Origin of the sequence: Clavibacter michiganensis, from assembly GCF_002151125.1 — a bacterium.
Lineage (GTDB): Bacteria > Actinomycetota > Actinomycetes > Actinomycetales > Microbacteriaceae > Clavibacter > Clavibacter michiganensis_C.
On sequence record NZ_MDJZ01000005.1, the window covers coordinates 433,651 to 459,048 of the forward strand.

Annotated in this window: 25 protein-coding genes; 2 read left to right on the plus strand and 23 right to left on the minus strand. The window is 73.2% G+C overall.

The genetic code is table 11. The annotated features are described in order from the left end of the window. Positions 1-21 precede the first annotated feature (21 nt). The gene (locus BFL37_RS04560; protein WP_086513958.1) at positions 22-471 is read right to left on the minus strand and encodes a MarR family winged helix-turn-helix transcriptional regulator; all 450 of its coding nucleotides are present in this window, start codon (positions 469-471) and stop codon (positions 22-24) included. A 156-nt stretch (positions 472-627) separates the two neighbouring features. Here BFL37_RS04560 and BFL37_RS04565 point away from each other — a divergent pair, with 156 nt between their 5' ends. Then, positions 628-2,304: a LuxR family transcriptional regulator gene (locus tag BFL37_RS04565; RefSeq protein ID WP_086513959.1), complete on the plus strand. Its 1,677-nt coding sequence runs from the start codon at positions 628-630 to the stop codon at positions 2,302-2,304. Between the two features lie 20 nt (positions 2,305-2,324). Here BFL37_RS04565 and rplL read toward each other — a convergent pair whose 3' ends face one another. The 20 genes from rplL to tilS form a co-directional block, all read right to left on the minus strand. Further along, positions 2,325-2,708 carry a 50S ribosomal protein L7/L12 gene (gene rplL / locus BFL37_RS04570; protein ID WP_086513960.1) on the minus strand — a complete coding sequence of 128 codons (384 nt, stop codon included), beginning with the start codon at positions 2,706-2,708 and terminating at the stop codon, positions 2,325-2,327. A 75-nt stretch (positions 2,709-2,783) separates the two neighbouring features. Beyond that, positions 2,784-3,299 carry a 50S ribosomal protein L10 gene (gene rplJ, locus BFL37_RS04575; RefSeq protein ID WP_086513961.1) on the minus strand — a complete coding sequence of 172 codons (516 nt, stop codon included), beginning with the start codon at positions 3,297-3,299 and terminating at the stop codon, positions 2,784-2,786. A gap of 300 nt (positions 3,300-3,599) precedes the next feature. After that, positions 3,600-4,577 carry an aldo/keto reductase gene (locus tag BFL37_RS04580; RefSeq protein WP_086513962.1) on the minus strand — a complete coding sequence of 326 codons (978 nt, stop codon included), beginning with the start codon at positions 4,575-4,577 and terminating at the stop codon, positions 3,600-3,602. Beyond that, on the minus strand, positions 4,574-5,461 hold the full coding sequence (locus BFL37_RS04585; RefSeq protein WP_086513963.1) for an NAD-dependent epimerase/dehydratase family protein: 888 nt from the start codon (positions 5,459-5,461) through the stop codon (positions 4,574-4,576). The genes BFL37_RS04580 and BFL37_RS04585 overlap by 4 nt, the downstream gene beginning before the upstream one ends. Positions 5,462-5,618: 157 nt before the next feature. After that, entirely contained in the window at positions 5,619-8,129 is a 2,511-nt protein-coding gene (locus tag BFL37_RS04590; RefSeq protein WP_086513964.1) for an ATP-dependent Clp protease ATP-binding subunit, read from the minus strand. 144 nt (positions 8,130-8,273) lie between these two features. Next, a complete protein-coding gene (locus BFL37_RS04595; protein WP_043675762.1) occupies positions 8,274-8,456 on the minus strand; it encodes a hypothetical protein in 183 nt (60 codons plus the stop codon). Between the two features lie 21 nt (positions 8,457-8,477). Next, complete coding sequence (locus BFL37_RS14805; RefSeq protein ID WP_012037540.1) at positions 8,478-8,603, minus strand: hypothetical protein; 126 nt, start codon at positions 8,601-8,603, stop codon at positions 8,478-8,480. Positions 8,604-8,609: 6 nt separating this feature from the next. Further along, positions 8,610-10,154: a lysine--tRNA ligase gene (gene lysS, locus BFL37_RS04600; RefSeq protein ID WP_086513965.1), complete on the minus strand. Its 1,545-nt coding sequence runs from the start codon at positions 10,152-10,154 to the stop codon at positions 8,610-8,612. 129 nt (positions 10,155-10,283) lie between these two features. Then, positions 10,284-11,162 (minus strand): pantoate--beta-alanine ligase, encoded by an 879-nt coding sequence (panC, locus tag BFL37_RS04605; RefSeq protein WP_086513966.1) that lies wholly within the window; start codon positions 11,160-11,162, stop codon positions 10,284-10,286. A gap of 43 nt (positions 11,163-11,205) precedes the next feature. Next, complete coding sequence (locus BFL37_RS04610; protein WP_086513967.1) at positions 11,206-11,967, minus strand: Rossmann-like and DUF2520 domain-containing protein; 762 nt, start codon at positions 11,965-11,967, stop codon at positions 11,206-11,208. Next, positions 11,964-13,799 carry a PH domain-containing protein gene (locus BFL37_RS04615; RefSeq protein ID WP_241533854.1) on the minus strand — a complete coding sequence of 612 codons (1,836 nt, stop codon included), beginning with the start codon at positions 13,797-13,799 and terminating at the stop codon, positions 11,964-11,966. Before BFL37_RS04615 ends, BFL37_RS04610 begins: the two co-directional genes overlap by 4 nt. After that, a complete protein-coding gene (locus BFL37_RS04620; RefSeq protein WP_086513968.1) occupies positions 13,796-14,284 on the minus strand; it encodes a PH domain-containing protein in 489 nt (162 codons plus the stop codon). The genes BFL37_RS04615 and BFL37_RS04620 overlap by 4 nt, the downstream gene beginning before the upstream one ends. 64 nt (positions 14,285-14,348) lie before the next feature. Further along, positions 14,349-14,831: a DUF3180 domain-containing protein gene (locus tag BFL37_RS04625; RefSeq protein ID WP_086513969.1), complete on the minus strand. Its 483-nt coding sequence runs from the start codon at positions 14,829-14,831 to the stop codon at positions 14,349-14,351. After that, positions 14,828-15,727 carry a dihydroneopterin aldolase gene (folB, locus tag BFL37_RS04630; RefSeq protein WP_241533855.1) on the minus strand — a complete coding sequence of 300 codons (900 nt, stop codon included), beginning with the start codon at positions 15,725-15,727 and terminating at the stop codon, positions 14,828-14,830. The genes BFL37_RS04625 and folB overlap by 4 nt, the downstream gene beginning before the upstream one ends. Then, a complete protein-coding gene (locus BFL37_RS04635) occupies positions 15,724-16,434 on the minus strand; it encodes a DUF3592 domain-containing protein (protein ID WP_086513971.1) in 711 nt (236 codons plus the stop codon). Before BFL37_RS04635 ends, folB begins: the two co-directional genes overlap by 4 nt. A gap of 4 nt (positions 16,435-16,438) precedes the next feature. Beyond that, positions 16,439-17,263, minus strand: a complete 825-nt coding sequence (gene folP / locus BFL37_RS04640) for a dihydropteroate synthase (protein WP_086514017.1) — start codon at positions 17,261-17,263, stop codon at positions 16,439-16,441. A 38-nt stretch (positions 17,264-17,301) separates the two neighbouring features. Beyond that, a complete protein-coding gene (gene folE, locus BFL37_RS04645) occupies positions 17,302-17,892 on the minus strand; it encodes a GTP cyclohydrolase I (RefSeq protein WP_086513972.1) in 591 nt (196 codons plus the stop codon). 4 nt (positions 17,893-17,896) lie between these two features. Further along, positions 17,897-19,897 (minus strand): ATP-dependent zinc metalloprotease FtsH, encoded by a 2,001-nt coding sequence (gene ftsH, locus BFL37_RS04650; protein WP_086513973.1) that lies wholly within the window; start codon positions 19,895-19,897, stop codon positions 17,897-17,899. Positions 19,898-20,054: 157 nt separating this feature from the next. Further along, a complete protein-coding gene (gene hpt, locus BFL37_RS04655; RefSeq protein WP_086513974.1) occupies positions 20,055-20,606 on the minus strand; it encodes a hypoxanthine phosphoribosyltransferase in 552 nt (183 codons plus the stop codon). A 1-nt stretch (position 20,607) separates the two neighbouring features. After that, complete coding sequence (gene tilS / locus BFL37_RS04660) at positions 20,608-21,633, minus strand: tRNA lysidine(34) synthetase TilS (RefSeq protein ID WP_086513975.1); 1,026 nt, start codon at positions 21,631-21,633, stop codon at positions 20,608-20,610. Between the two features lie 54 nt (positions 21,634-21,687). On the opposite strand from tilS, the gene BFL37_RS04665 reads away from it, so the two are divergent. Beyond that, positions 21,688-22,215 (plus strand): inorganic diphosphatase, encoded by a 528-nt coding sequence (locus BFL37_RS04665; protein ID WP_086513976.1) that lies wholly within the window; start codon positions 21,688-21,690, stop codon positions 22,213-22,215. Between the two features lie 109 nt (positions 22,216-22,324). Here the strand turns inward: BFL37_RS04665 and BFL37_RS04670 are convergent, their stop codons facing one another. After that, entirely contained in the window at positions 22,325-23,713 is a 1,389-nt protein-coding gene (locus BFL37_RS04670) for a C40 family peptidase (protein WP_086513977.1), read from the minus strand. Positions 23,714-23,726: 13 nt separating this feature from the next. Continuing rightward, the gene (locus BFL37_RS04675) at positions 23,727-25,022 is read right to left on the minus strand and encodes a M23 family metallopeptidase (protein ID WP_086513978.1); all 1,296 of its coding nucleotides are present in this window, start codon (positions 25,020-25,022) and stop codon (positions 23,727-23,729) included. Positions 25,023-25,398: the final 376 nt, after the last annotated feature.

Below are 25,398 nucleotides of genomic sequence, written 5' to 3' on the forward strand. Positions count from 1 at the left end.
GCGGGACGGGCGCGCCGGCGGTCAGTCGCCCGCGGAGGCGGGCTCGCCGTCGATGCGCGACATGACGACCTCGACGGCCCGCGCGAGCACGGCCACGTCGTCGGCCGGGAGGTCGGCGAAGCGCGGCACGAGCGCCGTCGCCAGGCGGTCGCGCCAGTCGTCGAGCGCGGCGCGGCCGGCCGGCGTGATCTCGAGCAGGGTCGCGCGCGCGTCGGACGGGTCCGTCACCTGCGCGATCCAGCCCTGGCCGACGAGCGAGCGCACGATCTTCGTGGTCGTGGGCTGCGCGACGCGGCTGCGATCGGCGAGGGCGCCGAGGCGCATGCCACCCGGCCAGGTCACCAGCACGGACAGCGTCCGCCAGATGGCGGGCGAGCTCGTGCCGCCGACCTCGTGCGCGGCGAGGCGCGTGAGCCGGTGCCCGGCGGTGACGAGGTCGCCGAGGACGGCGCGCAGGTCGTGGTCGGTCATGCGTCAATCGTATAGCTCGGCTATGCATAAGTCATCCCCCGGGCCGGATGTCCGAGAACGGACCGTCGCCGACGCCGCCTCGACTCGGACGGCCGCCGGGACGTAGCGTGGAGGCACGCCGGCCGCCCGCCCCGGGCCCGCGCCCCGAAGGACCCCATGAGCGACACGCCGACCATCGACGGGCTCGAGCACGCGATCGGCGAGGCCCTGGACGGCGGCGCCGAGGCGCAGGCGGCGTCGCTCCTCGCCGCCGGATGGCCTCTCCACGTCGACCTCCACTCCGACCGCGTCCGCGCCCTCTACGACCGGCTGGATCCCGCCCTGTGGGAGGACGACGTCTGGCTCGTCACCGGCATGGCCGCCACCTACCGCGGCGCCGTCGCCTCCGACCGCCGGGCATCGATCGCCTACCGGTCCGCGCTCGACCTCCTCCTCACCGCGGATCCCGCGCCGACCGCCCCGACGCGCGCCGCGGTCCTGGTGCACCGCGCGGCGGGCGACCGCCGGGTGGGCCGGCTGGCCGAGGCGCGCGACAGCCTCGACGAGGCCCGATCGATCCTCGACACCGAGCGCGGCATCCCGCTGCAGGAGCGCATCACCCTCCAGGCGCGCGTGGCGCTCCAGCACGGGCTCGTGCTCACGCACCTCGGCGACTTCACCGGCGCGCGCGACGAGCTCCGCATCGCGGAGGGCCTGGGAGAGCGCCACCTCGTGCTGCCCGACCGCCTGGAGTGCCGCGGTGCGCTCGCGTACCTCGCCTACTGCCTCGGCGAGATCGAGGAGGCGCGCGACCTCGTCGTGCGCGCCCGCGGGCTCCTCGCGTCCCCGGGGGCCGATCCGGCGCTCGCCCGCAGCGGCTTCCTCGCGCCGGCGGAGATCGCCGCCACGATGATCGCGGTCGACGAGACGCGGCAGGACGACGCCATGCTCATCGTCGACGGCCTCCGCCCCGCCAGCGACGGCACCGACTGGGAGCTGCTCGCCCGCTACGCGGAGGCGACGGTGGCGGCCATCCGCGGCCTCCGCCTCGATGCGCTCGAGCACCTGCGCCGGCTGCACAACCTCGGCGTGGGCTGGGCGGAGCACGGCCCCGTCCCGACGATGCGCGACACGCTGCGGGCGTCCCTCCTCGTGCACCTGGAGCAGCCGGCCGCGGCCTGGGACCTGCTCCGCACGCTGGAGCCGACGGCGCAGCACTCGACGTGCCCGGCCATGATCGCCGGACGGCTGCGGGTCCAGGCCGACGACCACGCCGGCGCCCTCGCCCAGATGGCGGACTGCCTCGCGCTCGGCGACGCGCACTCGGGACGAACCCTCGACGACGTGCTGCTCGTGGTCGCGGCCGCGTACCACGGCCTCGGCGACCACGCGCGGAGCGACCACGCCTTCGACCGCGCGGCGCTGCACGCCGTGTCGACCGGCGTCCTCCGGCCCTTCGCGGTGTTCCCCGCCGCGGCGTCGCACGCGCTGCTCGATCGCGCCCTGGAGCGGGATCAGCTGCCCGACGTGCGGGCCGCGCTCGAGGGCGTCCGCGCGGGACACGTGCGCGTGGACGCGGCGCCGGTGGATCCCCTCACCGACCGCGAGCGCCTCGTCGTCGCGTGCCTGGCGGACGGCCTGGCGGTGACGCAGATCGCCGGTCGGCTCTTCATCTCGCCCAACACGGTGAAGTCGCACATGCGGAGCGCCTACCGGAAGCTCGACGCGACGTCGCGCGCCGAGGCCGTGGATCGCGCCCGCGCGCTCGGGCACGATCTGCGCCCCGGCTCCGCCTGGCCCGACCGGCCCGGGGACGACGCAGGGCGCCGACCCCCGAGGGGATCGGCGCCCTGAGCGCTGTGCGGTGGTACGAGCTACTTGACGGTGACCGTCGCGCCCGCGGCCTCGAGCTGCGCCTTGGCCTTGTCGGCGGCCTCCTTGTTGGCGCCCTCCAGGACGGCCTTGGGGGCTCCGTCGACGAGCGCCTTCGCCTCGCCGAGACCGAGGCTCGTGAGGGCGCGCACCTCCTTGATGACCTGGATCTTCTTGTCGCCAGCGGCCTCGAGGACGACGTCGAAGGACGTCTTCTCCTCGACCTCCTCCGCGGGGGCAGCGGCGCCGGGGGCGGCGGCAGCGGCGACGGGCGCCGCGGCGGTGACCTCGAAGACCTCCTCGAACTTCTTGACGAAGTCGCTGAGCTCGATGAGCGTGAGCTCCTTGAAGGCCTCGATGAGCTCGTCGTTAGAGAGCTTTGCCATGGTGTATCTCCTTGGGTTGGTGTGGTGTCTCTTGGGATCAGTGCATCGCGCCCCGGGGATGGGACCCGAGGGGTGCTACTGAGCCGTTTCCTGCTTCTCGCGCAGCGCCTCGACGGTGCGTACGGCCTGCGAGAGCGGTGCGTTGAACAGGTACGCCGCGCCGAAGAGCGAGGCCTTGAAGGCGCCGGCCAGCTTGCCGAGCAGCACCTCCCGCGACTCGAGGTCGGCGAGCTTGTTCACCTCGTCCGCCGTCAGGGGGTTGCCGTCGAAGTAACCGCCCTTCACGACGAGAAGAGGGTTGGCCTTGGTGAAGGCACGCAGGGCCTTCGCGACGGCGACGGTGTCGCCGTGCACGAATGCGATCGCGGACGGGCCGACGAGCTCGTCGTCGAACGACGAGATCCCCGCCTGGTTCGCCGCGATCTTGGTCAGCGTGTTCTTCACCACGGCGTAGGTCGCGTCTGCACTGATGCTCTTCCGCAGCTGCTTGAGCTGGGCAACGGTGAGACCGCGGTACTCGGTGAGCAGTACGGCGTTCGAGCTGCGGAACTTCTCCGCGAGCTCGGCGACCGAGGCTTCCTTGTTCGCCATGGCACTCCTTATCACGTGGTTCCCCGACACCGCGGAAGCGGTGCGAGGTGCTGGCAGCCCCCGGCTGCGCACATGAGAAACGCTCCGGCGCAGGAGGCCGGAGCGGGAGTGACGCGCGGGCCCTCGGGGCATGCGCGGTACGTGCTTCGATCACCTGCGCGGGCCTTCACATGAGTGAACCTTCGTCCGGCGCATCCCCTCTCGGGAGCACGCCGACGACCAGCGGTCTGTGGCTCCGTTCAGAGTAGGGGTCGGGGACCGCCCGCGCAAGTCGGGCGGCGCGGGCGATCCCCCGTGCGGCTAGTAGCCGACGACCGCGTGCGGCACGTAGTGCTCCTCGAGCCGCGACACCTCGTCGTCCGTGAGCGCGAGGTCGAGCGACGCCACGGCGTCCTCGATGTGCGCGGTCCTCGTGCCGCCGACGATGGGCGCCGTCACGACGGGGTTCCGCGACACCCAGGCCAGCGCGACCTGCGCCCTCGGCACGCCGCGCGCCTCGGCCACCTCGGCGACGGCCCGGGCGACGCGGCGGTCCGAGTCCTCCTGGGCCGCGTAGAGCGTCTTGCCGAACTCGTCCGTCTCGCTGCGCGCCGTGGTCGCGTCCCAGTCGCGCGTGAGGCGGCCTCGGGCGAGCGGGCTCCACGGCAGGGATCCGATGCCCCCGTCGGCGCAGAGGGGCAGCATCTCGCGCTCCTCCTCGCGGTTGACGAGGTTGTAGTGGTCCTGCATCGTGACGAACCGTGCCCAGCCGTTCGCCCGCTGGAGGTGCAGGGCCTTCGAGAACCGCCACGCGTCCATCGACGAGGCGCCGAGGTAGCGCACCTTGCCGGCCCGCACGAGGTCGTCGAGCGCCTCGAGCGTCTCCTCGAGCGGCGTCGCCGGGTCGAAGCGGTGGATCTGGTACAGGTCCACGTAGTCGGTGCCGAGGCGGCGGAGGCTCTCGTCGATCTGCCACATGATGTGCTTCCGCGACAGCCCGCGCGAGTTCGGCCCCTCCCCCATGGCGCCGTGCACCTTGGTCGCGATGACCACCTCCTCGCGCCTCGTCATCGCCTTCAGCGCGCGCCCGGTGATCTCCTCGCTCGAGCCGTCGGAGTACACGTTCGCCGTGTCGAAGAACGTGATCCCGAGCTCGACCGCGCGGCGGATGAGCGGCGTCGAGTCCTCCTCGGGGAGCGTCCACGCGTGGTTCCCGCGGGTCGGCTCGCCGTAGCTCATGCAGCCGAGCGCGATGGCCGAGACCTCGGTGCCGGTGCTGCCGAGGCGGACGTACCTCACGACGGGTGTCCCGCGACCGGGTCGTCGCCCGTGGTGGCCGGGGCGTGGTCGCGCCAGGTGTGCTCGGGCTCGTAGCCGAGGATCCGGCGCGCCTTGTCGATGGACAGCAGCGTCTCGTGCTCGCCCAGCTCCTTCGTGACCTCGACGCCGGGGAACACCTCGGCGGCGAGCTCGGCGGACGTCCGGGTCATCACGGTGTCGGCGTTCGCGACGATGAAGCGGTCGAAGCCCGGGGCGTCGTGCTCGAGCGCCTTGCGGACGGCCTGCGCACCGTCACGGCCGTCGATGTAGCCCCAGAGGTTCCACTTGCGCGCGAGCGCGTCGTCGTCGTACCCGGGGAACGCGTCGTAGTCGTCCACGTCCATGACGTTCGAGAAGCGGAGCGCGGTGACCTGCAGCTCGGGATCCCAGCGGCACAGTTCGATCGCCATCTGCTCCTCGAGGTGCTTCACGAGCGAGTACGTGCTGTTCGGCTGGGCGGGGTACTCCTCGTCGACCGGGATGTAGGGCGGCGGCACGTCGAACGGCAGGCCGAGCACGGTCTCGCTCGACGCGTACACGATCTTCGTGATCCCCGCCCGGCGCGCGGCCTGGAAGACGTTGAAGCTCGTGAGCATGTTGTTGTGGAACGTGGCCACGTCGCTCTGGATCGCGGGGGCCGGGATCGCGGCGAGGTGGACGACGGCGTCGAACCCGTCGTGCAGGTCCTGGACGCCGAACAGGGCGTCGACCACCTGCCCGTAGTCGGTGGTGTCGACGCGGACGTAGCCGGATCCGCGCTCCCCCACCTGGTCGATGTTGGTGACCTCGTGTCCGTGGGCGCGCAGGTCGGCCACGACGTGGCGGCCGAGCTTCCCCGAGCCTCCGGTGACGGCGATTCTCATCAGCTGGCATCTCCTTCGTGGGGCGGTTCCGCCCCTCGTCCATCCTGGCCCGCCGCCCGACGAGGCGACAGGGGATGCACGGCGACCGGGGCCCGGACACGGCGACGGCCCGCCGTCCCCTCTCGGGGACGACGGGCCGTCGGGTGTCGCGCTGCGGCTACTCGCTGGTGATGGCGAGGTCCGGGGTGCCGTTCCCCGTGCCGATGCCGGCCGCGACCGAGATGCCCTCGCGCTGCGTGGTGACGAACGTGAACTGCCCGTCCACGTAGTCGACGTGCACGTGGTCGCCCGCGTTGAGGTCGCCCTGGAGGATGCGCTCCGACAGGCGGTCCTCGATCTCGTGCTGCACCGCGCGGCGGAGGGGCCGGGCGCCGAGCGACGGGTCGAAGCCGACCTCGATGAGGCGCTCCTTCGCGGCGGTCTCGAGCGTGATCGTGAGGTCGCGGTCCATCATGCGGTCCGACAGGCGCTTCACGAACAGGTCGACGATCTGGAGCAGCTCGGGCTTCGACAGCTGCGGGAACACGATGGTGTCGTCCACGCGGTTGAGGAACTCGGGCTTGAAGTTCTTCTTCAGCTCCTCGCTGACCTTGCCCTTCATGCGCTCGTAGGAGTTCGCGGCGTTGTTCTCGACCTGGAACCCGACCGGGGCACCCGTGATGTCCTTGGTGCCGAGGTTGGTGGTCATGATGATGACCGTGTTCTTGAAGTCGACCACGCGGCCCTGGCCATCCGTCAGGCGTCCCTCCTCCAGGATCTGGAGGAGTGAGTTGAAGATGTCCGGGTGGGCCTTCTCGATCTCGTCGAAGAGCACCACGGAGAACGGCTTGCGGCGCACCTTCTCGGTGAGCTGGCCGCCCTCCTCGAACCCGACGAACCCGGGAGGGGCGCCGAAGAGGCGGCTCACGGTGTGCTTCTCGCCGTACTCGCTCATGTCGAGCGAGATGAGGGCGTCCTCGTCGTCGAACAGGAACTCCGCCAGGGCCTTCGCGAGCTCCGTCTTGCCGACGCCCGTGGGGCCGGCGAAGATGAACGATCCCGACGGACGACGGGGGTCCTTGAGTCCGGCGCGCGTGCGGCGGATGGTCTTGGACAGGGCCGAGATGGCCTCCTCCTGGCCGATGACCCGCTGGTGCAGGGCCTTCTCCATGAAGACGAGACGCGAGGACTCCTCCTCGGTGAGCTTGAAGACCGGGATGCCCGTGGCCTGGGCCAGGACCTCGGCGATCAGGCCCTCGTCGACCTCGGCGGTGGTGCGGACGTCGCCCGAGCGCCACTGCTTCTCGAGGCGGAGGCGCTCGCCGAGGAGGTTCTTCTCCTCGTCGCGCAGGCTCGCGGCCTTCTCGAAGTCCTGGTCCTCGATGGCGGTCTCCTTGGCCACGCGGACCGTGGAGATGCGCTCGTCGAACTCGCGCAGCTCCGGCGGGGCCGACAGGATCGAGAGGCGCAGGCGCGCGCCGGCCTCGTCGATCAGGTCGATGGCCTTGTCCGGGAGGAAGCGGTCCGCGATGTAGCGGTCCGCGAGGTTCGCCGCCGAGACGATGGCGCCGTCGGTGATGGACACCTTGTGGAACGCCTCGTACCGGTCGCGCAGCCCCTTGAGGATGTTGATCGTGTGCGGCAGCGAGGGCTCCTGCACCTGGATCGGCTGGAACCGGCGCTCGAGGGCCGCGTCCTTCTCGAAGTGCTTGCGGTACTCGTCGAGCGTGGTGGCGCCGATGGTCTGCAGCTCGCCGCGCGCGAGGAGCGGCTTGAGGATGCTGGCCGCGTCGATCGCGCCCTCGGCGGCACCCGCGCCGACGAGGGTGTGGATCTCGTCGATGAAGGTGATGATGTCGCCGCGCGTGCGGATCTCCTTGGTGACCTTCTTGAGTCGCTCCTCGAAGTCGCCGCGGTAGCGGGACCCGGCGATGAGCGAGCCGAGGTCGAGCGTGTAGAGCTGCTTGTCCTTCAGCGTCTCCGGGACGTCGCCCTTGACGATGGCCTGCGCCAGGCCCTCGACGACGGCGGTCTTGCCGACGCCGGGCTCGCCGATGAGGACGGGGTTGTTCTTGGAGCGGCGCGACAGGATCTGCATCACGCGCTCGATCTCCTTCTCGCGCCCGATGACGGGGTCGAGCTTGCCGTCGCGCGCGGCCTGCGTGAGGTTGCGCCCGAACTGGTCGAGGACCGTGGAGCCCGCCTGCTGGCTCTGCTGCGCCTCGCCGCCGACGGCGACCGCCTCCTTGCCCTGGTATCCGGACAGGAGCTGGATGACCTGCTGGCGCACGCGGTTGAGGTCGGCGCCGAGCTTGACGAGCACCTGCGCGGCGACTCCCTCGCCCTCGCGGATCAGGCCGAGGAGGATGTGCTCGGTGCCGATGTAGTTGTGGCCGAGCTGGAGGGCCTCGCGGAGCGACAGCTCCAGGACCTTCTTCGCGCGCGGCGTGAACGGGATGTGACCCGTGGGCTGCTGCTGGCCCTGGCCGATGATGTCCTGGACCTGTTCGCGGACGGCATCGAGGGAGATGCCGAGCGACTCCAGGGCCTTGGCGGCCACGCCTTCGCCCTCGTGGATGAGGCCGAGCAGGATGTGCTCGGTCCCGATGTAGTTGTGGTTGAGCATCTTGGCCTCTTCTTGGGCCAGGACGACGACGCGTCGAGCGCGGTCGGTGAATCTCTCGAACATCTGTATCTCCCTGGGCACCGGGGCAGGGGGCCGGCGCCGATATGTAGAGAGTAACGACGGGTTCGAGGAGTGCATGCCCCTGTTCGCCGTGGGCGTGACGCGATGCGCGGGGCGGCGGATCGGGCTCCGCGGCGGCGGCGGTCGCTAGCGGTCGGCGTCGGGCGCGGGGACGCCCATGCGGGCGCGCTCCTTCGCCTCGATGGCGGCGTAGGCCTTGCGCTCCTGCTTGTCCGCCTGGATGACGGCGCGCATGATGAACCAGAAGATCAGACCCACGCCGAGGGTGGGGAGGATCGACCAGATCGCGCTCGCCCAGAAAGCATCCATGCGAGAAGGATACGCCGCGGTCTAGGTGAGGATGCCGTAGACGCCCTGGCCGATCATGACGACGGCGATGCCGCCCACGATGATCCAGAGGGCGTAGCGCGCGGTGGTGGGCTTCTTCGGGTTCGAGCCGTCGGGGCCTAATGGCATGGTCGCCTACTTCACTAGGGGGAACAGGATGGTCTCGCGGATGCCGAGACCGGTGATGGCCATGAGGAGCCGGTCGACCCCCATGCCCATGCCGCCGGACGGCGGCATGCCGTGCTCGAGGGCGCGGAGGAACTCCTCGTCGAGCGGCATGGCCTCGTCGTCGCCGCGCGCGGACTGGCGCGCCTGGTCGACGAAGCGCTCGCGCTGGACGACGGGATCCACGAGCTCGGAGTAGCCCGTGGCCAGCTCGAAGCCGCGGATGTAGAGGTCCCACTTCTCGACGACGCCCTCGATGGAGCGGTGCGCGCGCGTGAGCGGGGAGGTCTCCACGGGGAAGTCGAGCACGAAGGTGGGGCGCTCCAGCGAGCCCTTCACGAAGTGCTCCCAGAGCTCCTCGACGAGCTTGCCGTGCGTGCTGAGGTGCACGACGACGCCCTCGCGGTCGGCGATGGCCTGGAGCTCGTCGACGCTCGTGCCGGGCGTGATCTCGACGCCCGCGGCCGCGCTCAGCGAGCCGTACATGGAGATCCGGTCCCACTCGCCGCCGAGGTCGTACTCCGTGCCGTCGGCCCACGTGACCACGTGGCTGCCGGCGACCGCCATCGCCGCGTCCTGGACGAGGGTCTGGGTGAGCTCGGCGATGGAGGTGTAGTCGCCGTACGCCTCGTAGGCCTCGAGCATGGCGAACTCGGGGCTGTGCGTCGAGTCGGCGCCCTCGTTGCGGAAGTTGCGGTTGATCTCGAAGACGCGGTCGATGCCGCCGACCACCGCGCGCTTGAGGTACAGCTCGGGCGCGATGCGGAGGTACATCTCCGTGTCGAAGGCGTTGGAGTGCGTGACGAACGGGCGGGCGGACGCGCCGCCGTGCATCACCTGCAGCATGGGCGTCTCGACCTCGACGTAGCCGCGCTGCCGGAACGTCTCGCGCATGGAGGCGTTGACCTTGGCGCGGTCGAGCACGTTCTTCCGCGCCTGGTCGCGCACGATGAGGTCGAGGTAGCGGCTGCGGACCCGGGTCTCGTCGGAGAGCTCCGAGTGCAGGTTCGGCAGGGGCAGCAGGGCCTTCGAGGCGATGCGCCACTCCGTGGCCATGATGGACAGCTCGCCCTTGCGGCTCGCGATGACGCGGCCCGCGACGAAGACGTGGTCGCCGAGGTCGACGAGCTCCTTCCACGCGGCGAGCGCGTCCTCGCCGACCTCGGCCAGCGAGATCATGGCCTGGATGCGCGTGCCGTCGCCGGCCTGGAGCGTGGCGAAGCAGAGCTTGCCGGTGTTGCGGAAGTGGACGACGCGGCCGGCGATGCCGACCACGTGGTCGGTCTCCTCGCCGGGCTGGAGGTGGCCGAACTCCGCGCGGACCGCGGGGATCGTGGTGGTGACCGGGACCTGGACGGGGTAGGCGCCCTCGCCGGGCCCGCCCTCGGCGTTGAGGCGGGCGCGCTTGGCGAGGCGCACGGCCTTCTGCTCGGCGACGTCCTCGGCGGATCCCTCCGCCGCGGCGGGCGTCGTGGGGGTCTCGGGCGTCGCGGGCGTTCCGGGGCTGTCGGTCATGTGCGGGCGGATCCTCGCGGGTCGTGGGTTCGTGGGGCGGCCGAGCGGCCTCCCGTCGATTCTCGCAGGTGCGGGAGTCGCCGGAGCACGACGGGGCCGGGCGCGTGGGCGCCCGGCCATCCGGCCGGGTCAGGCGATGACGACCGTCTCGTTGTCGATGAGGCGCGTGCTGCCCACGCGAGCCGCGATGACGGCGAGCGCGACGCCCGTGAAGCCGTCGTCCACGGACTCGAAGGTGGTCGGATCCACGACCTGGAAGTAGTCGAGGGCGACCGCGGGCTCCCCCATCACCACGGACTGGGCGGCGGCGATGACGGCGTCGATGCCGCGGGACCCCGCGCTCTGGGCGGCCTCGAGCGCGGCCGGGATGACGCGGGCCGCGCGGCGCTCGCGGTCGTCGAGGTAGCGGTTGCGGCTGGAGAGGGCCAGGCCGTCGGGCTCGCGCACCGTCTCCAGGTCCTCGATGCGCACCGGCAGGTCGAGGTCGCGCACCATCCTGCGGACGAGGTGCAGCTGCTGGGCGTCCTTCCGGCCGAAGGTGGCGACGTCGGGCGCGCAGATGTGGAGGAGCTTCGCCACGACCGTGAGCATGCCGTCGAAGTGGCCGGGGCGGGAGCGGCCCTCGAGCGAGAGGGCGACGGATCCGCCCGTGACGCGGATGCGGGCGGGGCCGTCCGGGTACATCTCCGCCGCGGACGGCGCGAAGACGAGGTCGACGCCGGTCGCCGCGAGCGCCTCGACGTCGGCGTCGAGCGTGCGCGGGTACGCGTCGAGGTCCTCGCCCGCGCCGAACTGCAGCGGGTTCACGAAGATCGAGACGACCACCAGCGATCCGAGCTCGCGGGCCCTGCGGGCGTGCGCCAGGTGGCCCTCGTGCAGCGCGCCCATGGTCGGGACGAGGACCACGACGGGCGCCTCCCCCGCCGCGGTGCGCGCGGCCCGGTGGTCGCGGACGCGGGCGCGCAGCTCGGCGATGCCGGTGACGACGGTGGGCGCGGGGATCGTCATGCCTGAGGGCTCCTCGGGTGCTTCGGGACGCGGACGCACCAGGTTAGTGCGGCTCGGGACCCTCGTCCGTCGGCAGCGGCACGTCGCCGGAGGTGAGGCGCGCGCCGCCCGCCGGGGAGGAGCGGCGGAGCGCGTCGTCGACGGCCGAGCGGATGAGCGGGCCGAGCACGCGGCCGGGCTCCTCCACGCCGATGCCCGCGAGGAGGCCGGCGGCCTGGTCGACGATGGCGGTCGAGAACGTGGTGGCGGTGGCGATGGCCTCCGCGTACGCCGTGCGGTCGCGCTCCTCCACCACGACGGGCTCGCCGCCCATCTCGACGACGAGCACCTGCGCGATGGGCAGCACGGGCGCGGGCGCGGTGACGGCGAACCAGCTGTCCGTCATGCGGCTGAGGTCCATGCTCGTGCCGGTGAACGACATCGCCGGGTGGATGGCGAGCGGGATGATGCCGGCCGCGAAGGCGGGCGCGAGCACCTGGATCCCGTGCGCGGCGGAGGTGTGCACGACGAGCTGGCCCGCCTGCCACGCGCCGGTGGCGGCGAGGCCGGCGACCAGGCCGGGGAGCTCGGCGTCGGGGACGGCGAGGATCACGAGCTCGCTGCGCTCGACGAGGTCGGGGATCTCGAGGACGGGGACGCCCGGCAGCATCGCCTCCGCGCGCTCGCGACTGGCCGCGGACACCGCCGAGATCCCGGTGATGGCGTGGCCGGCGCCCGCGAGCGCCGCGCCGAGGACGGGACCGACGCGACCCGCGCCGACGATGCCGACGCCGAGGCGGCCGGAACGCTGGGACGGGGCGGTCACGCGGGGTCCTCGGGGGCGCGGTGGCGCGGGGCGTCGGGAGCGGGTGGCGCGTCGGGAGCGGGTGGCGCGTCGGGAGCTGGCGCTGCATCGGGCACGGGCGTCGCGTCGGGAGCGGAGGCGGCCGGTGACGGCTCGTCCGGCGTCGGCGCGGCTCCCGGGGCCGGCCAGCTCGTGGCCTCGGCGCCCCAGCGCGCGGACGTGTCGGACCGGGCGGACGCCACGGCCGCCGCGACCAGGCGCGTCGACAGCTCCATGCCCGTGGCGCGGTCGATGGCGCCGAGCCTCGTGTCCACCGGGCCGGCGACCGTGGCCGCGCGCACGGAGACGAGGTCGAGGCGCCGGTCGATCGGGCCCTGGGTGAGGTCGACGCCCTGCGTGCGGGCGTGCGGCACGATGACGAGGCGGCGCCAGATCATGCCGCGGCGGACGAGGAACGCGGACGCGTCGACCGCGAAGCCGGTGCGGCGCCAGGAGAAGGGCTTGAGGATCCTCGCCCGGCGCGGCGACGTCGTGAAGCCGTCGTCGACGCCGCCGCGGCCGGTCATGCCCACGGCCACGAGCGCCAGCGCCTCGTCGCCCACGAGGTCGGGCAGGACGAGGCCGAGCACCCGGTCGACGTCCCCGCGGTCGCCCACCGGGAGGATCGACGTGTTCTGCTGCCCGGCGGCGCCCGGCGACGAGGAGTGCGAGGCGCGCGTGATGCGGATCTCCCACCAGCCGGACGCGCGCCAGAGCAGCGGCTGCACGACCTCGACCGCGTGGATCCGGCCGGGAGGGATGGTGTCGTTGCTCGTGGACAGCAGGCCGAACCCGACGCGGACGCCGTCGGGGGTGCCGGCGACGCTGTAGCGGAGCGAGCGCGTGATGCGGCGTACGAAGAACCCGGCGGACCCGAGCAGCGTCGGGAGGAGCGGCACCAGCAGGTACCAGGCCTCGAAGCGCACGATGAGCGGGATCCCCACCGCCACGAAGAGCACGAGCACGACCGTGGGCGCCGAGAGCAGCACGGCCCCGATGAGGCGCGGGACGGGGATGCGCACGACGGACTGCGGCGGCGCGGCGTCCGGGTCGAGCTCCGGCGCGAGGAAGTCGTCGACCCGGGAGCCGACGAAGCCGCGCGCGGCGCCGGGGGCGGGGGCGGCCGCGGGACTGGATCCCGACGCCTCGGCACGCGCGCCCGACGCCAGCCGCAGCACGCGGAGGCGGAACGCGTCGGCGTCGCGCGAGCGGAGGTACTGCAGGGGCAGGTTGGCGTCGTTGCCCGCGACCTGGATCTCGAGCTTGGCCGCGCCGATGAGCCGCGCGATGAGCGGGCGCACGATGTTGACGCCCTGGATCCGGTCGAGCCGGGCCCGCCGGTTGGTGCGGGAGAGGATGCCGCTGCGCACCTCGACGGTCTCGTCCGTGACGCGGAACGTGTGCATCCGCCACGAGAGGTAGGAGACGCCGACCGCGAGCAGCGTGAACGCGAGGAGGCCGAGGATCACCCAGATGAGGCTGCCGGTCTCCACCAGCATCGGGATGAGGTCCTGCTCGCCGTCCTGCCGCTGGCCGGGCACGAACCGCTCCACGAGCTGCTCGCGCAGGGACGAGACGAGGAAGCCGATGGCCACGATGAAGACGATCCCGCCGCGGAGCACGGGCGTCGCGGGGTGGAGGCGGTGCCAGTCGCCGTCGGTGAGCTCCTCGGCGATGCGGGCCTCGGCGGCGGGGACGGCGGGCGGAGCCGCCGGGTCCGCGGAAGTGGGATCCTCGGGCGTGGAGTCCTCGGGCGTGCGCGCCTCGGGGGCGGGGTCCGCGGGCGTGGGGTCCTCGGGGACGGACCCGCTCACAGCCCGGCCCGGCGCGTCTCGGCGAGGGCCACGAGGTGGTCGCGGAGCTCCTCGGCGTCGGCGTTCGTGAGCCCCGGGATCTGGATGGCCGCCGCGGCCGCCGCGGTCACGAGCTTGAGGTCGGCGAGGCCGAGCATGCGGCCGACGGGGCCGCGCGTGATGTCGACGAGCTGCATCCGGCCGTAGGGCACGGCGACGACGCGCGTCCACATGATGCCGCGGCGGAAGACGAGGTCGTCCTCGCGGAGCTGGTACCCCATGGCGCGCACCCGGCGCGGGACGACCACGAGCGTCACGACCAGCTCGACGAGCGCTGCCGCGCCCAGGACGATCGGCAGCCAGCGCGGCGCGTCGATCGAGAAGAGGAACGCGGCGACGCCGCCGAGGACGAGGGCGGTGATCACGCCGCCCACCAGCTCGACGCCGACGAGGCGCGGGGAGACGCGGCGCCACGAGACGCCGTGCGGGTCGACGTTCGCGGTCACGGTGCTCCTCCGATGGTGCTGCGGATCGTGCGGATGCGGGGCGTGCGGCTGCGGTGCCGCGGTGCTACGAGAGCTCGCGCGCCGGATCCCCGGGGCGCGAGTCGTCCCGGTCGTCGGGCGGGACCGTGCACCAGTGCTCGGCGACCAGCCCGGCGACGAGGAGGACGACGGCTCCCACCGTACCGGCCACCGCGAGCCCGACGGAGGACGCGCCGGGCAGCACGGGCCGGGCCAGCACGAAGGCCAGCACTCCCCCGGTGACCCCGGTGAGCAGCGCGCCCGCGAGCGCCGACGCCTTGGCGAGCAGCACGACGCGGGTGGCGCGGAACGGATCCACGCGCCCGGGCGTCCGCCCGAGGGTCGAGCGGCGGATGGGCCGGGCGAGGGCGAGCAGCACGATCCCGACGATGAGGAGGGTCGCGCCGAGCGTGAGCGGCGGGATGAGGAGCGCGCGCCCGCTCATGAGGAGCGCGTTCTCGACGAACCAGCCGACGGCCGCGCCCGCGATGAGGAGGGCGATGAGCGTGGTGGAGCGCGTGCGGGTCATGCGCGGGCCTCCGCGGCGGCGGGCTCGGCGGCCTCGGCTCGCTCGAGCGAGGCGAGCAGCGCGTCGACGCGGCCACGTCCGGGCAGCTCCGCGTCGGGGTCGACCTGCAGCCAGGGGCCGAGCACGAAGGCGCGCTCGGCGGCGCGCGGGTGGGGCAGGGTGAGGCGGTCGTCGTGGATCCGCGCGTCGCCGTGCGCCACGACGTCGAGGTCGATCGTGCGGTCGCCCCAGCGCTCGGCGCGCACGCGGCCGAGGTCGCGCTCGATACCTGCCAGCGCCTCCAGCAGGGCGTGCGGGCCGATCGCCGCGTCCACCAGCACGACGCCGTTGAGGTAGCCGGGCTTCGTCGGGTCCTCCCCCTCGGGCGTCACGGCGACGGACTCCACGAGCTCGGAGGAGCGCACGACACGGAGGCCGGGCTCCCGGTCGATGCGGGCGACGGCCTGCTCGATCGTGCCGCGCCGGTCGCCGAGGTTGGAGCCGACCGCCACGACCGCGCGCACGACCGAGCCGGGCGCGGGCAGCGTGGACGCGCGCTCGATGACGACCGCGACGTCGTCGAACGGCACGGCGATGGGCGCGTCCGGCTTGTGCACCGTGACGCGCACGGAACGGGCGACCGGATGCGCGAGCACGACGCCCGCGACGCGCTCGGCGACCGTCTCGATGAGGTCGACGGGATCGCGCCCCACCGCGGCGGCGACCTCCTCGGCCAGCTCGCCGTAGTGCAGCGTGCGGCCCAGCTCGTCGCTGCCGCCCGCCGGCGCGAGGTCGAGCGCCACCTCGAGGTCGACCACGAACGGCTGCCCGTCCCGGCGCTCGGACGCGAACACGCCGTGGTGGGCGTGCACGCGGAGCCCGGTGAGGAGGATCCGGTCGGCGGGGAGGCCCGTCACCACGAGCGGCCCACGACGATGGAGGGGAGGTCGCCCGGGTCGGCGGGGTCGTACCAGAGGGGCAGCTTGCCGCCGACGGCCGGGAGCCGGCGGTCGGCCGTGGTGACGGTGCGCGTGACGTGGTGGTCGCGCCCGTCGCCGTCGGTGAAGGCGACCGTGAGGCGTGCGCGGACGGCGTCGCCGGACCCGTCGAGGCGCTGCACCGCGGTGACGATCGCGGACGTGCGGCGGCCGGTCTCGGTGACGCGGCGCGCGGTGGCGGCGAGGCGCGCGACCCGACGCTGGACCACGGCCCACGCGACGGCGGCGGCGATCCCGAGCACGGCGAGCACCGCGGCGACGAGGCCGAGGACCCCGTGCGACGCGTCGCCCTCGACCGCGGCGGAGGAGAAGGGCAGCGCCCCGACGATCCCGAGCGCGGTGCCGAGGAGCACGACGGCGGCCGGCCAGAGCGCGGCGCCGACGGTGGTGAGGACGGGCGACAGCAGCACGACGGACGCGTAGGCGCTGCCGAGGGATCCGAGGAGCCCGAGCACGACGGCGACGACCTTCACGACGACGACGCCCGCGCCCGCACCGGCGGCCAGGTCGGCCGGGAAGGTGAGGCCGACGCCCAGGATCACGGAGGCGATGAGCGCGGCGACGGCGATGCGCACGAGCACCGCCCGCGGGGAGACGACGACTCGGTCCTGGCTCACGGCGCTCATGCTCCTACTCTGACAGACCGGCGGCGGCGGACGGCCCGGCGGACGCGCGCCCGCGCGACCACGCCTCCTCGACCGCGAGCGCGGCCCGGGTGGACGCGACGTCGTGCACGCGCACGGCCCACGCCCCCGCCCGCGCGGACAGCGCGCTGACGACCGCCGTGGGCACGTCGCGGTCCTCGACGGCGGCGCCCTCCGGCAGCAGCCGTCCGAGGAAGCGCTTGCGGGAGGCGCCCACGAGCACGCGGTGGCCGAGGCCCGTGAACGCGTCGAGGGATCCGAGGAGCTGCCAGTCGTGGTCGGCGTCCTTCGCGAAGCCGAGGCCGGGGTCGAGCACGATGCGGGCGGGATGCACCCCCGCGGCCACGAGCGCCTGGACGCGGGCGCCGAGCTCGGCGCGCACCTCGCCCACGGTGTCGCCGTACGTCGCGCGCGCGGCCATCGTGTCGCTGTGGCCGCGCCAGTGCATCGCCACGAAGTCGACGTCGGCGCCCGCGACGACCGCGGCCATCCGCGGATCCGCGAGACCTCCGGACACGTCGTTGACGACGCGCGCGCCTGCGGCGACGCAGGCCTCCGCGGTCGCGGCGCGCATGGTGTCGACGCTCACGGCGATCCCCTCGGCGGCCAGCTCGCGGACGACCGGCAGCACGCGGGCGAGCTCCTCGGCGGCGTCGACGCGCTGCGCGCCCGGCCGGGTGGACTCGCCGCCCACGTCGACGAGGTCGGCGCCCGCGGCCACCATCCGCCGGGCGTGCGCGAGCGCGTCGTCGAGGGCGAGGTGGCGGCCGCCGTCGCTGAAGGAGTCGGGGGTCGCGTTGAGGATCCCCATCACGAGCGTGCGGACGGGGGACACCGCCGGCGACGTAGTCACGGCCGGTCCCTGCCGCCGGCGGCGGGCAGCAGCGCGAGCACCTCGGCGCGCGCCGCGGGCTCCGCGAGCGAGCCGCGCGCCGCGATGGTGATGGTCGTGCTGCCGGCCTGGCGGGTGCCGCGCGCGGTGACGCAGCCGTGCGTGGCGTCGAGGATCACCGCGACGCCGCGCGCGCCGAGGCCCCGCTCGAGCGCCTCGGCGATCTGCTCGCCCAGCCGCTCCTGCATCTGCGGCCGCGAGGCGAGGTCGTCGACCACGCGCGGCAGGCGGCCGAGGCCGACGATGCGCTCCCCCGGCACGTAGGCCAGGTGCGCGACGCCCGTGAACGGCAGCAGGTGGTGCTCGCAGATGGAGCGGAACGCGAGCCCCGTGACGATGACGGGCTGCGGCGCCGCGTCCGTCGCCGGAAGCGGGAACGTCTCGCGCAGGTGCCGGAGCGGATCCGTGCCCACGCCCGCGAAGAACTCGCCGTACGCCTCCGCGACCCGCGCCGGGGTCGTCGCGAGGCCCTCCCGACCCGGGTCCTCGCCGATGGCCAGGATCAGCTCGGCGACGGCCGCCTCGATGCGCGCCCTGTCGACGCCCACCGGATCAGGCCGTCGCGGGACGCGGGAAGGGCGAGCGCTTCGGCTTGCCGGCCGGCGGCTCCGAGTCCACGGCGCCGTCGACGACGCCCTGGTCGATGGGCGCCTTCTGCGGCATGGCCACGGGAGGCAGGTCGGACAGCGGGCGCTTGTCGCTCGAGAGCCATTGCGGGCGCGGCGGGAGCTTCTTCACGTCCGCGAAGATCGCCGCGAGCTGGTCGTGGTCGAGCGTCTCCTTCTCGAGGAGCTCGGTCGCGAGGCGGTCGAGCACGTCGCGGTTGTCGTTGATGACCTGCCACGCCTCGTCGTGCGCGCCGTCGAGGAGCACGCGCACCTCGGCGTCGACCGTCAGGGCCATGTCCTCCGAGTAGTCGCGGCTCCCGCCGAGGTCGCGTCCGAGGAAGGGCTCGCCGGAGCTGGAGCCGAGCTTCACGGATCCGACCTTGGCGCTCATGCCGTACTCGGTGACCATGCGACGCGCCGTCGACGTGGCCTTCTCGATGTCGTTGGAGGCGCCCGTGGTGGGGTCGTGGAACACGATCTCCTCCGCGACGCGGCCGCCCATGGCGTACGTGAGCTGGTCGAGGAGCTCGTTGCGGGTGACGGAGTACTTGTCCTCCAGCGGCAGCACCATCGTGTACCCGAGGGCGCGGCCGCGGGGCAGGATCGTGACCTTGGTGACGGGATCCGTGTTGTTCATCGCCGCCGCCGCGAGCGCGTGGCCGCCCTCGTGGTACGCGGTGATGAGCTTCTCGTGGTCGCGCATGATGCGGCTGCGGCGCTGGGGCCCGGCCATCACGCGGTCGACGGCCTCGTCGAGCGCGCGGTCGTCGATGAGCTGCGCGTCCGAGCGCGCCGTGAGGAGCGCGGCCTCGTTGAGGACGTTGGCGAGGTCGGCGCCCGTGAACCCGGGGGTCTTCCGCGCGAGCACCTCGAGGTTCACGCCCGCGGCGAGCGGCTTGCCGCGCCCGTGCACCTCGAGGATCTGCCTGCGGCCCTGGAGGTCCGGCGCGTCGACGCCGATCTGGCGGTCGAAGCGGCCGGGGCGCAGGAGCGCGGGGTCGAGGACGTCGGGCCGGTTGGTGGCCGCGATGAGGATGACGTTGGTCTTCACGTCGAAGCCGTCCATCTCCACCAGGAGCTGGTTGAGGGTCTGCTCGCGCTCGTCGTTGCCGCCGCCCACGCCGGCTCCGCGGTGGCGGCCGACGGCGTCGATCTCGTCGACGAAGATGATGGCCGGCGCGTTCTGCTTGGCCTGCTCGAAGAGGTCGCGCACGCGGCTGGCGCCGACGCCCACGAACATCTCGACGAAGTCGGATCCCGAGATCGAGTAGAAGGGCACGCCCGCCTCGCCCGCGACGGCGCGCGCGAGCAGGGTCTTGCCGGTGCCGGGAGGGCCGTACAGCAGCACGCCCTTGGGGATGCGGGCGCCGACGGCCTGGAACTTCGCGGGCTCCTTGAGGAAGTCCTTGATCTCCTCGAGCTCCTCGATGGCCTCGTCCGACCCGGCGACGTCCGCGAAGGTCACCTTCGGGGAGTCCTTGGAGGCGAGCTTCGCCTTCGACTTGCCGAACTGCATGACGCGGTTCCCGCCGCCCTGCATGCCGGAGAACATGATCCAGATGAAGAAGCCGATGAGCAGGAGCGGCAGCAGGATGCTGAAGGCCGACAGGAGCCAGCTCGGCTGCGGCACCTGGTCGTCGAAGCCCTCGGCGGGGTTCGCCTCGGTGATGGCGGAGACGATCTCGCCGCCGCGCTGCGCCACGTAGTTGAACTGCACCATGGTGCCGTTGTCGCCGTCGGCGCTCGCGAGCGTGAGGTCCACGCGCTGCTCGCCGTCGATGATCTTGGCGGAGGCGACCTTGCCGTCCTGGATCAGCTCGAGGCCGTGCTGCGTGGTGATGGTCTTGTAGCCGGATCCGGTGATGAGGCTGAAGCCCACCGACACCACGACGATGGCGAGGACGACGATGAGGATCGGGCTGCGGAGGAGTTTCTTGAAGTTCATGAGCGTAGGGGCGCGGGCCCGACACCTTTCTGCCCGTGCCGCGCCGTACGGCGACGAGATGTCTCGAGGATACAAGCGGCCGTCTGAGCGTGGCCGCGGTGTTCGCCGCCAGCCGAACGTGCGCCGGCATGGAGGCGGATAGGAGGAGCGGGGCGCCTCAGCTGTAGACGTGCGGCGCGAGGACCGCCACGTCGCGGAGGTTGCGGTACCGCTCCGCGTAGTCGAGGCCGTAGCCGACGACGAAGTCGTTCGGGATCTCGAAGCCCACGTACCGCACGTCGACCGCGATCTTCGCCGCCTCGGGCTTGCGCAGCAGGGCGCACACCTCGACGCTCGCGGCCCCGCGCGAGCGCAGGTTCGCGAGCAGCCACGAGAGGGTGAGGCCGGAGTCGATGATGTCCTCGACGATGAGCACGTGGCGGCCCGTGAGGTCGGCGTCCAGGTCCTTGAGGATGCGGACCACGCCGCTCGACTTGGTGCCGGAGCCGTAGGAGCTGACCGCCATCCAGTCCATGTGGATCGGCAGCGCGAGCTCGCGCGCGAGGTCGGCCATGACCATGACGGCGCCCTTGAGCACGCCGACGAGGAGCAGCTCCTCCCCCGGGTGGTCGCGCTCGATCTCGCGGCACATCTCGGCGATGCGGCCGTGGATCTCCTCCTCGGTGTGGAGGACCTCGGTCAGGTCGTCGGCGATGTCGGTGGATCTCATGTCACTCTTCCGTCGTCCTGGCGCTGAGGACGATGAGCCCGTCCTTGCGTACGACCCTAACGCCCGGCAGGTCGACCGCCCCCTGCCCGTGCCAGTCGGTGACGAGCCGCGCGACCTCCAGGACGTGCGTCCGGGAGAGGTGCGCCGCGAACTCCTCGCGCGCGGCGAGGCGGATCAGCCGGTGCCGGAGCGCGGGCGGCGCGGCGAGGAGCGAGGCCGCCTCGAGCGAGATGCCGGCCTCGGCGTGGTCGGCGATCTCCTCGATCATCTCGGCCGCGAAGTGCTCGAGCGCGTCGTCGTCCTCGCGCAGCTGGTCGGCCGTGCGGGCGAGGGCCTCGGCGATCCCGGGGCCGAGCTCGCGCTCGAGCACGGGCAGCACGTCGTGGCGGACGCGCACCCGGGCGTAGGCGGGGTCGGCGTTGTGCGGGTCCTGCCAGGGGTCGAGCCCCTGGTCGGCGCAGGCGGCGCGGGTGACGGCCGCGCGGATCCCCAGCAGCGGCCGCAGGTAGACGGCGTCGGCCGCGCGCGCGGGCGTCGACGTCGCCATGCCGTGCAGGCTCGCGGCGCCGGACCCCCGGGCGAGCCCCAGCAGCACGGTCTCCGCCTGGTCGTCGAGGGTGTGCGCGAGCAGCAGCGCGCGGGATCCGGTCTCGCGGAGCGCGTCGTCGAACGCGGCGTAGCGGGCGGCGCGGGCGGCGGCCTCGGGGCCGGCGGTGCCCGGATCCACGCGCACTCGCATCACGACGACCGGCGCGAGGCCGAGGGCGCGCGCGGCGTCGGCGGCGCGGGCGGCGACCGCGGCGGACCCGTCCTGCAGGCCGTGGTCGACGACGACGGCGCCGACGGCGACGCCCGCGCGGGGCCCCTCGAAGGCGGCGGCCGCGGCGAGGGCGAGCGAGTCGGCGCCGCCCGAGAGGGCCACGAGGACGGGCCCGGCCGGGCTCGCGGGGAGGGCGGCGAGGGCCTGGCGGACCGCCCGCCTGAGGTCCGCGACGGCGGGGGTCAGACGGGGGCGCTCGGGGGGCATCCACTAACGTTATGGCAGCATCCCGCCCACGTCAGAACCACGAGGAGCACGCGCATGGCCAGCTACGACGTCGTCGTCGAAATCCCCAAGGGGTCCCGCAACAAGTACGAGGTCGACCACGAGACGGGCCGCGTGTACCTCGACCGCGTGCTCTTCACGTCGTTCGTGTACCCCACCGACTACGGCTACTTCGAGAACACGCTCGGCCTCGACGGCGACCCCGTCGACGTGCTCGTGCTCCTCGAGTACCCGGTCTTCCCGGGCGTCGGCGTCTCCATCCGTCCCGTGGGCGTCTTCAACATGAGCGACGAGGCGGGCATCGACTCCAAGGTCATCGGCGTCCCCGCGAAGGACCCGCGCTGGGCGCACATCCAGGACATCGACGACGTGCCGCAGCAGACCCGCAACGAGATCGAGCACTTCTTCGAGCACTACAAGGACCTCGAGCCCGGCAAGTGGGTCAAGACGGAGGGCTGGGGCGGCGCGGCCGAGGCCGAGCGCATCGTGCAGGCCGGCTTCGAGAAGCTGCAGGCCGAGGGCGGCCACGACGGCCACGCCGGCGAGCCGGACGAGGACGCCTGATCCGCGTCACCCCCTGGGTCCGCGCACCGGACACGACGACGCCCGCCCCCGCAGCAGATGCGGTGAGGCGGGCGTCGTCGCGTCCGGACCGGGTCGGCCGGCCGCGGGATCAGCCGGGGCGGCCGACGTAGGGCATGAGGTCGCTGCCGCCCCAGAGGCCCTGGATCTTCACCACGTCGCCGGGCTTGGGCGCCGCGATGATGGTGTCCCCGCCGAGCGAGATGGCGTTGTGGTAGAAGCCGCTGCCGTTCTTCCAGAACACGATGTCGCCCGCCTGGCGCTGCGAGAACGGCACGAGCCGGCCCTGCGACTGCATCTGGTTGTACTGCGAGCTCACCGAGTGGCCGCCGACGTTGATGCCCGCGGCGCGGTAGGACATCATCACGAGGCCCGAGCAGTCCCAGCCGTTGCCCTCGCCGCCGAAGACGTACGGCTCGCCGAGCTGCGCCTTGGCGAACCCGATGGCGACCTGCGCGGCGTTGCCGGACGGGGCCGGAGCCGGGGCCGGGGCGGGCGCGGGGGCCGGACGCGAGGGCTGCTGCGGCGCCGGGGCGGGCGCGGGCCGCGCGGGAGCGGGCGCAGGAGCCGGTGCGCTGGAGGATCCGCCGCCGGAGGAGGAGCCGCCGCCGCCGCCGCCGGACGAGGATCCACCGCCGCCGGAGGATCCGCCACCCGATGCGCCGCCGGACGAGGAGCCCCCGCCCGATGCCGAGCCGCCGGACGGCGCCGCCGCCGCGGGGATCGGCGGCTGCGTGATGCTCTGGATGTACTGGGCCTCGATCTCCGAGGTGGAGTCCTTCAGGAGCGCGAGCTGCGCGATGAGCTGGTCGCTGTTGCGCGTCTGCTCGGCGACCGCCGACTGCGCCGTCGCGGCGGCGGCGTCCGCCTCGTCGAGCGACGCCTGCGCCTCGTCCGCGAGACGCGCGAGCTCGTCCTTGGCGACCTGCGCCTGGTCGCTCAGCGACGCGGCGCTGTTGCGGTCGGAGAGGGCCTGCTGGTACACGGTCTGCGTGCTCTCCGAGAGCTTCGACATGGTGCCGAGGGATCGCAGCAGCTCCTCGGCGTCGTCGCCGTCCGAGGCGAACAGGCTCGCGGTGATGTCCTGACCGCCGGCCCGCGCGAGGTGGCTCGCGAGGAGGCCGGCCCGCATCCGGCTGGTGAGCGCGGCGGCCTGCGCCTCGTCGGCCTTCTTCTCCAGGCGGGCGAGCTTGTCGGCCTGCGCGTCGCGCGCGGCCTGGGCCTCGGCGTACTTCTCGCCGGCGACCATCGCGGCCGTGTTGGCCTGGTCCGCGGACTCCTGCAGTCCCGTCACGAGCTCCGTCACGCGGTCGATGGCGGCCTGCGTGTCGGCCTGGTTCGCCTTCGCCGCCTGCACGTCGGCCCACGAGGGGTAGTCGGTGGCGGCGAACGCGGTCTGGGCGGCGACGCCGCTGGAGACCGCGATCACCCCCACGGCCAGCGTGGAGATGACGACCGTGGTCGGGCGGAGGTGGCTCATGTCGTTCCTCATGTCAATGCGTGCTGGTGATGGAGACGCCCTGGCCGTGCATGAACGCCACCGGGTCGGTGGGGTTCCCGTTCAGGCGGATCTCGAAGTGGGAGTGGCAGCCGGTCGAGCCGCCGGTGGTGCCGGTGATCGCGATGGGCTGTCCCGCGACGACCTGCTGCCCGTTGCGCACCAGGGTCCCGCCGTTGGCGATGTGCCCGTAGGCGGAGGAGACGCCGCCGCCGTGGTCGATGCGGATGTAGTTGCCGTAGCCGCCGTTCCAGCCCGCGAACACGACGGTGCCGGAGTGCACCGCGTACTGCGTCTCGCCGCAGCTGTAGCCGCGCACGAGGTCCTCCCCCGCGTGGAAGATCATGCGGTGCTGGATGGGGTGGAAGCGGGGGCCGTAGTAGCCGCTCGTGTTCGCGCCCGGGAGGGGGGCGGTCCAGCCGGACGCGCTGATGGCGCCGGGCGAGACGTCGCCGCCCGCGCGGCCCTGGCTGGCGGCGAGCGCGTCCGCGTCCGCCTGGCGCTTGCGGACGCCGGCCTGGTAGTCGTCCTCGGTGGCCTCGCGGTCCTCCGCCATGACCGCGAGCTTCGCGTCGGCGTCGGCCTTCTGGGCGTTCTGGTCCTCGAGCGCCTGCTCGAGGTCGGCCTGCGCCTGCGCCGCGTCGGCGAGCAGCTGCTCGGCCTTCGCCTTCAGCGCGTCGAGCTCGGCGAGGGCGACCTGGGCCTGGTCGCTGAGGGACTTGGCCGCGTTGCGGTCCTGCAGGGCGATCGCGTAGATCTGGTCGGACTTCTCCGCGACCTTGCTCATGGTGCCGAGCTTGTCGAGGAGGTCGTCCGTGCCGTCGCCCTCGCTGAGGAGGAGCGTGCCGGAGAGGTTCTGTCCGCCGGAGCGCATCAGCTGCTTGGCGAGGCCGGCGGCCTGCTCCTGCGACTTCGTGGCCTTGGCGTCGGCCGCGTCGACCTTCTGCTGCAGCTGGACGGTGTCCTCGTACTTGTCGTCGGCCGCCTGCTGCGCCGCGTCGTGCTCCTCGCCGCGCTTCGTCACGAGGTCCTGCGCGTCGGTGACCTTCTGCTGGAGGGACGCGATCTCGTCGTCGATCCGCTGCACCAGCGCCTGCTGCGCCTGCTCGTCGCCGCGGGCCTTCTGCACGTCGTCCCACGAGGCGAAGGTCTCGGCGTGGGCCGGGGCGGCGATCGACCCGGTGAGGAGGACGGCGGCGATCGCGACGATCGCCTGGAGGGTGCGGCGGCCGCGCGGGCGCGTCCGCGTCGCGCCCGAGGTGCGCGGGCTGCGGAGGAGGTCGTGATGCATGCTGGTCCCGATCATCGTGTCGCCCGGCTGGCCGGCTGTGCCTCCCCGCGGGACCGGCGGGGAGCGGCGGATCTCATCCGTCACGCCTTCACCGGCTCTCACAGTAGCAACGGGGATCCGCGGCGCACAGCACGCGGATGCGGGGATCCACGCTGGGGATCCCCTCCCGGGAGGGTCGAGCGAAGGCTAACCCCGCGGAAGGGGGACAGCGGAGCAGCGCGCCTGCCGTGTCGCGAACCTGGCAGGAGGTCGGGACGGGACGCGGGCGACCGCTCCGGGACGCATCGCGCGAGGAGGCGACACGCCGCCCGATCCGCATGGAGACGCGGTGCGGGGCCGCGCTCCGGGCGCCGATTTGAGTCCTCGCCCGGAGTGC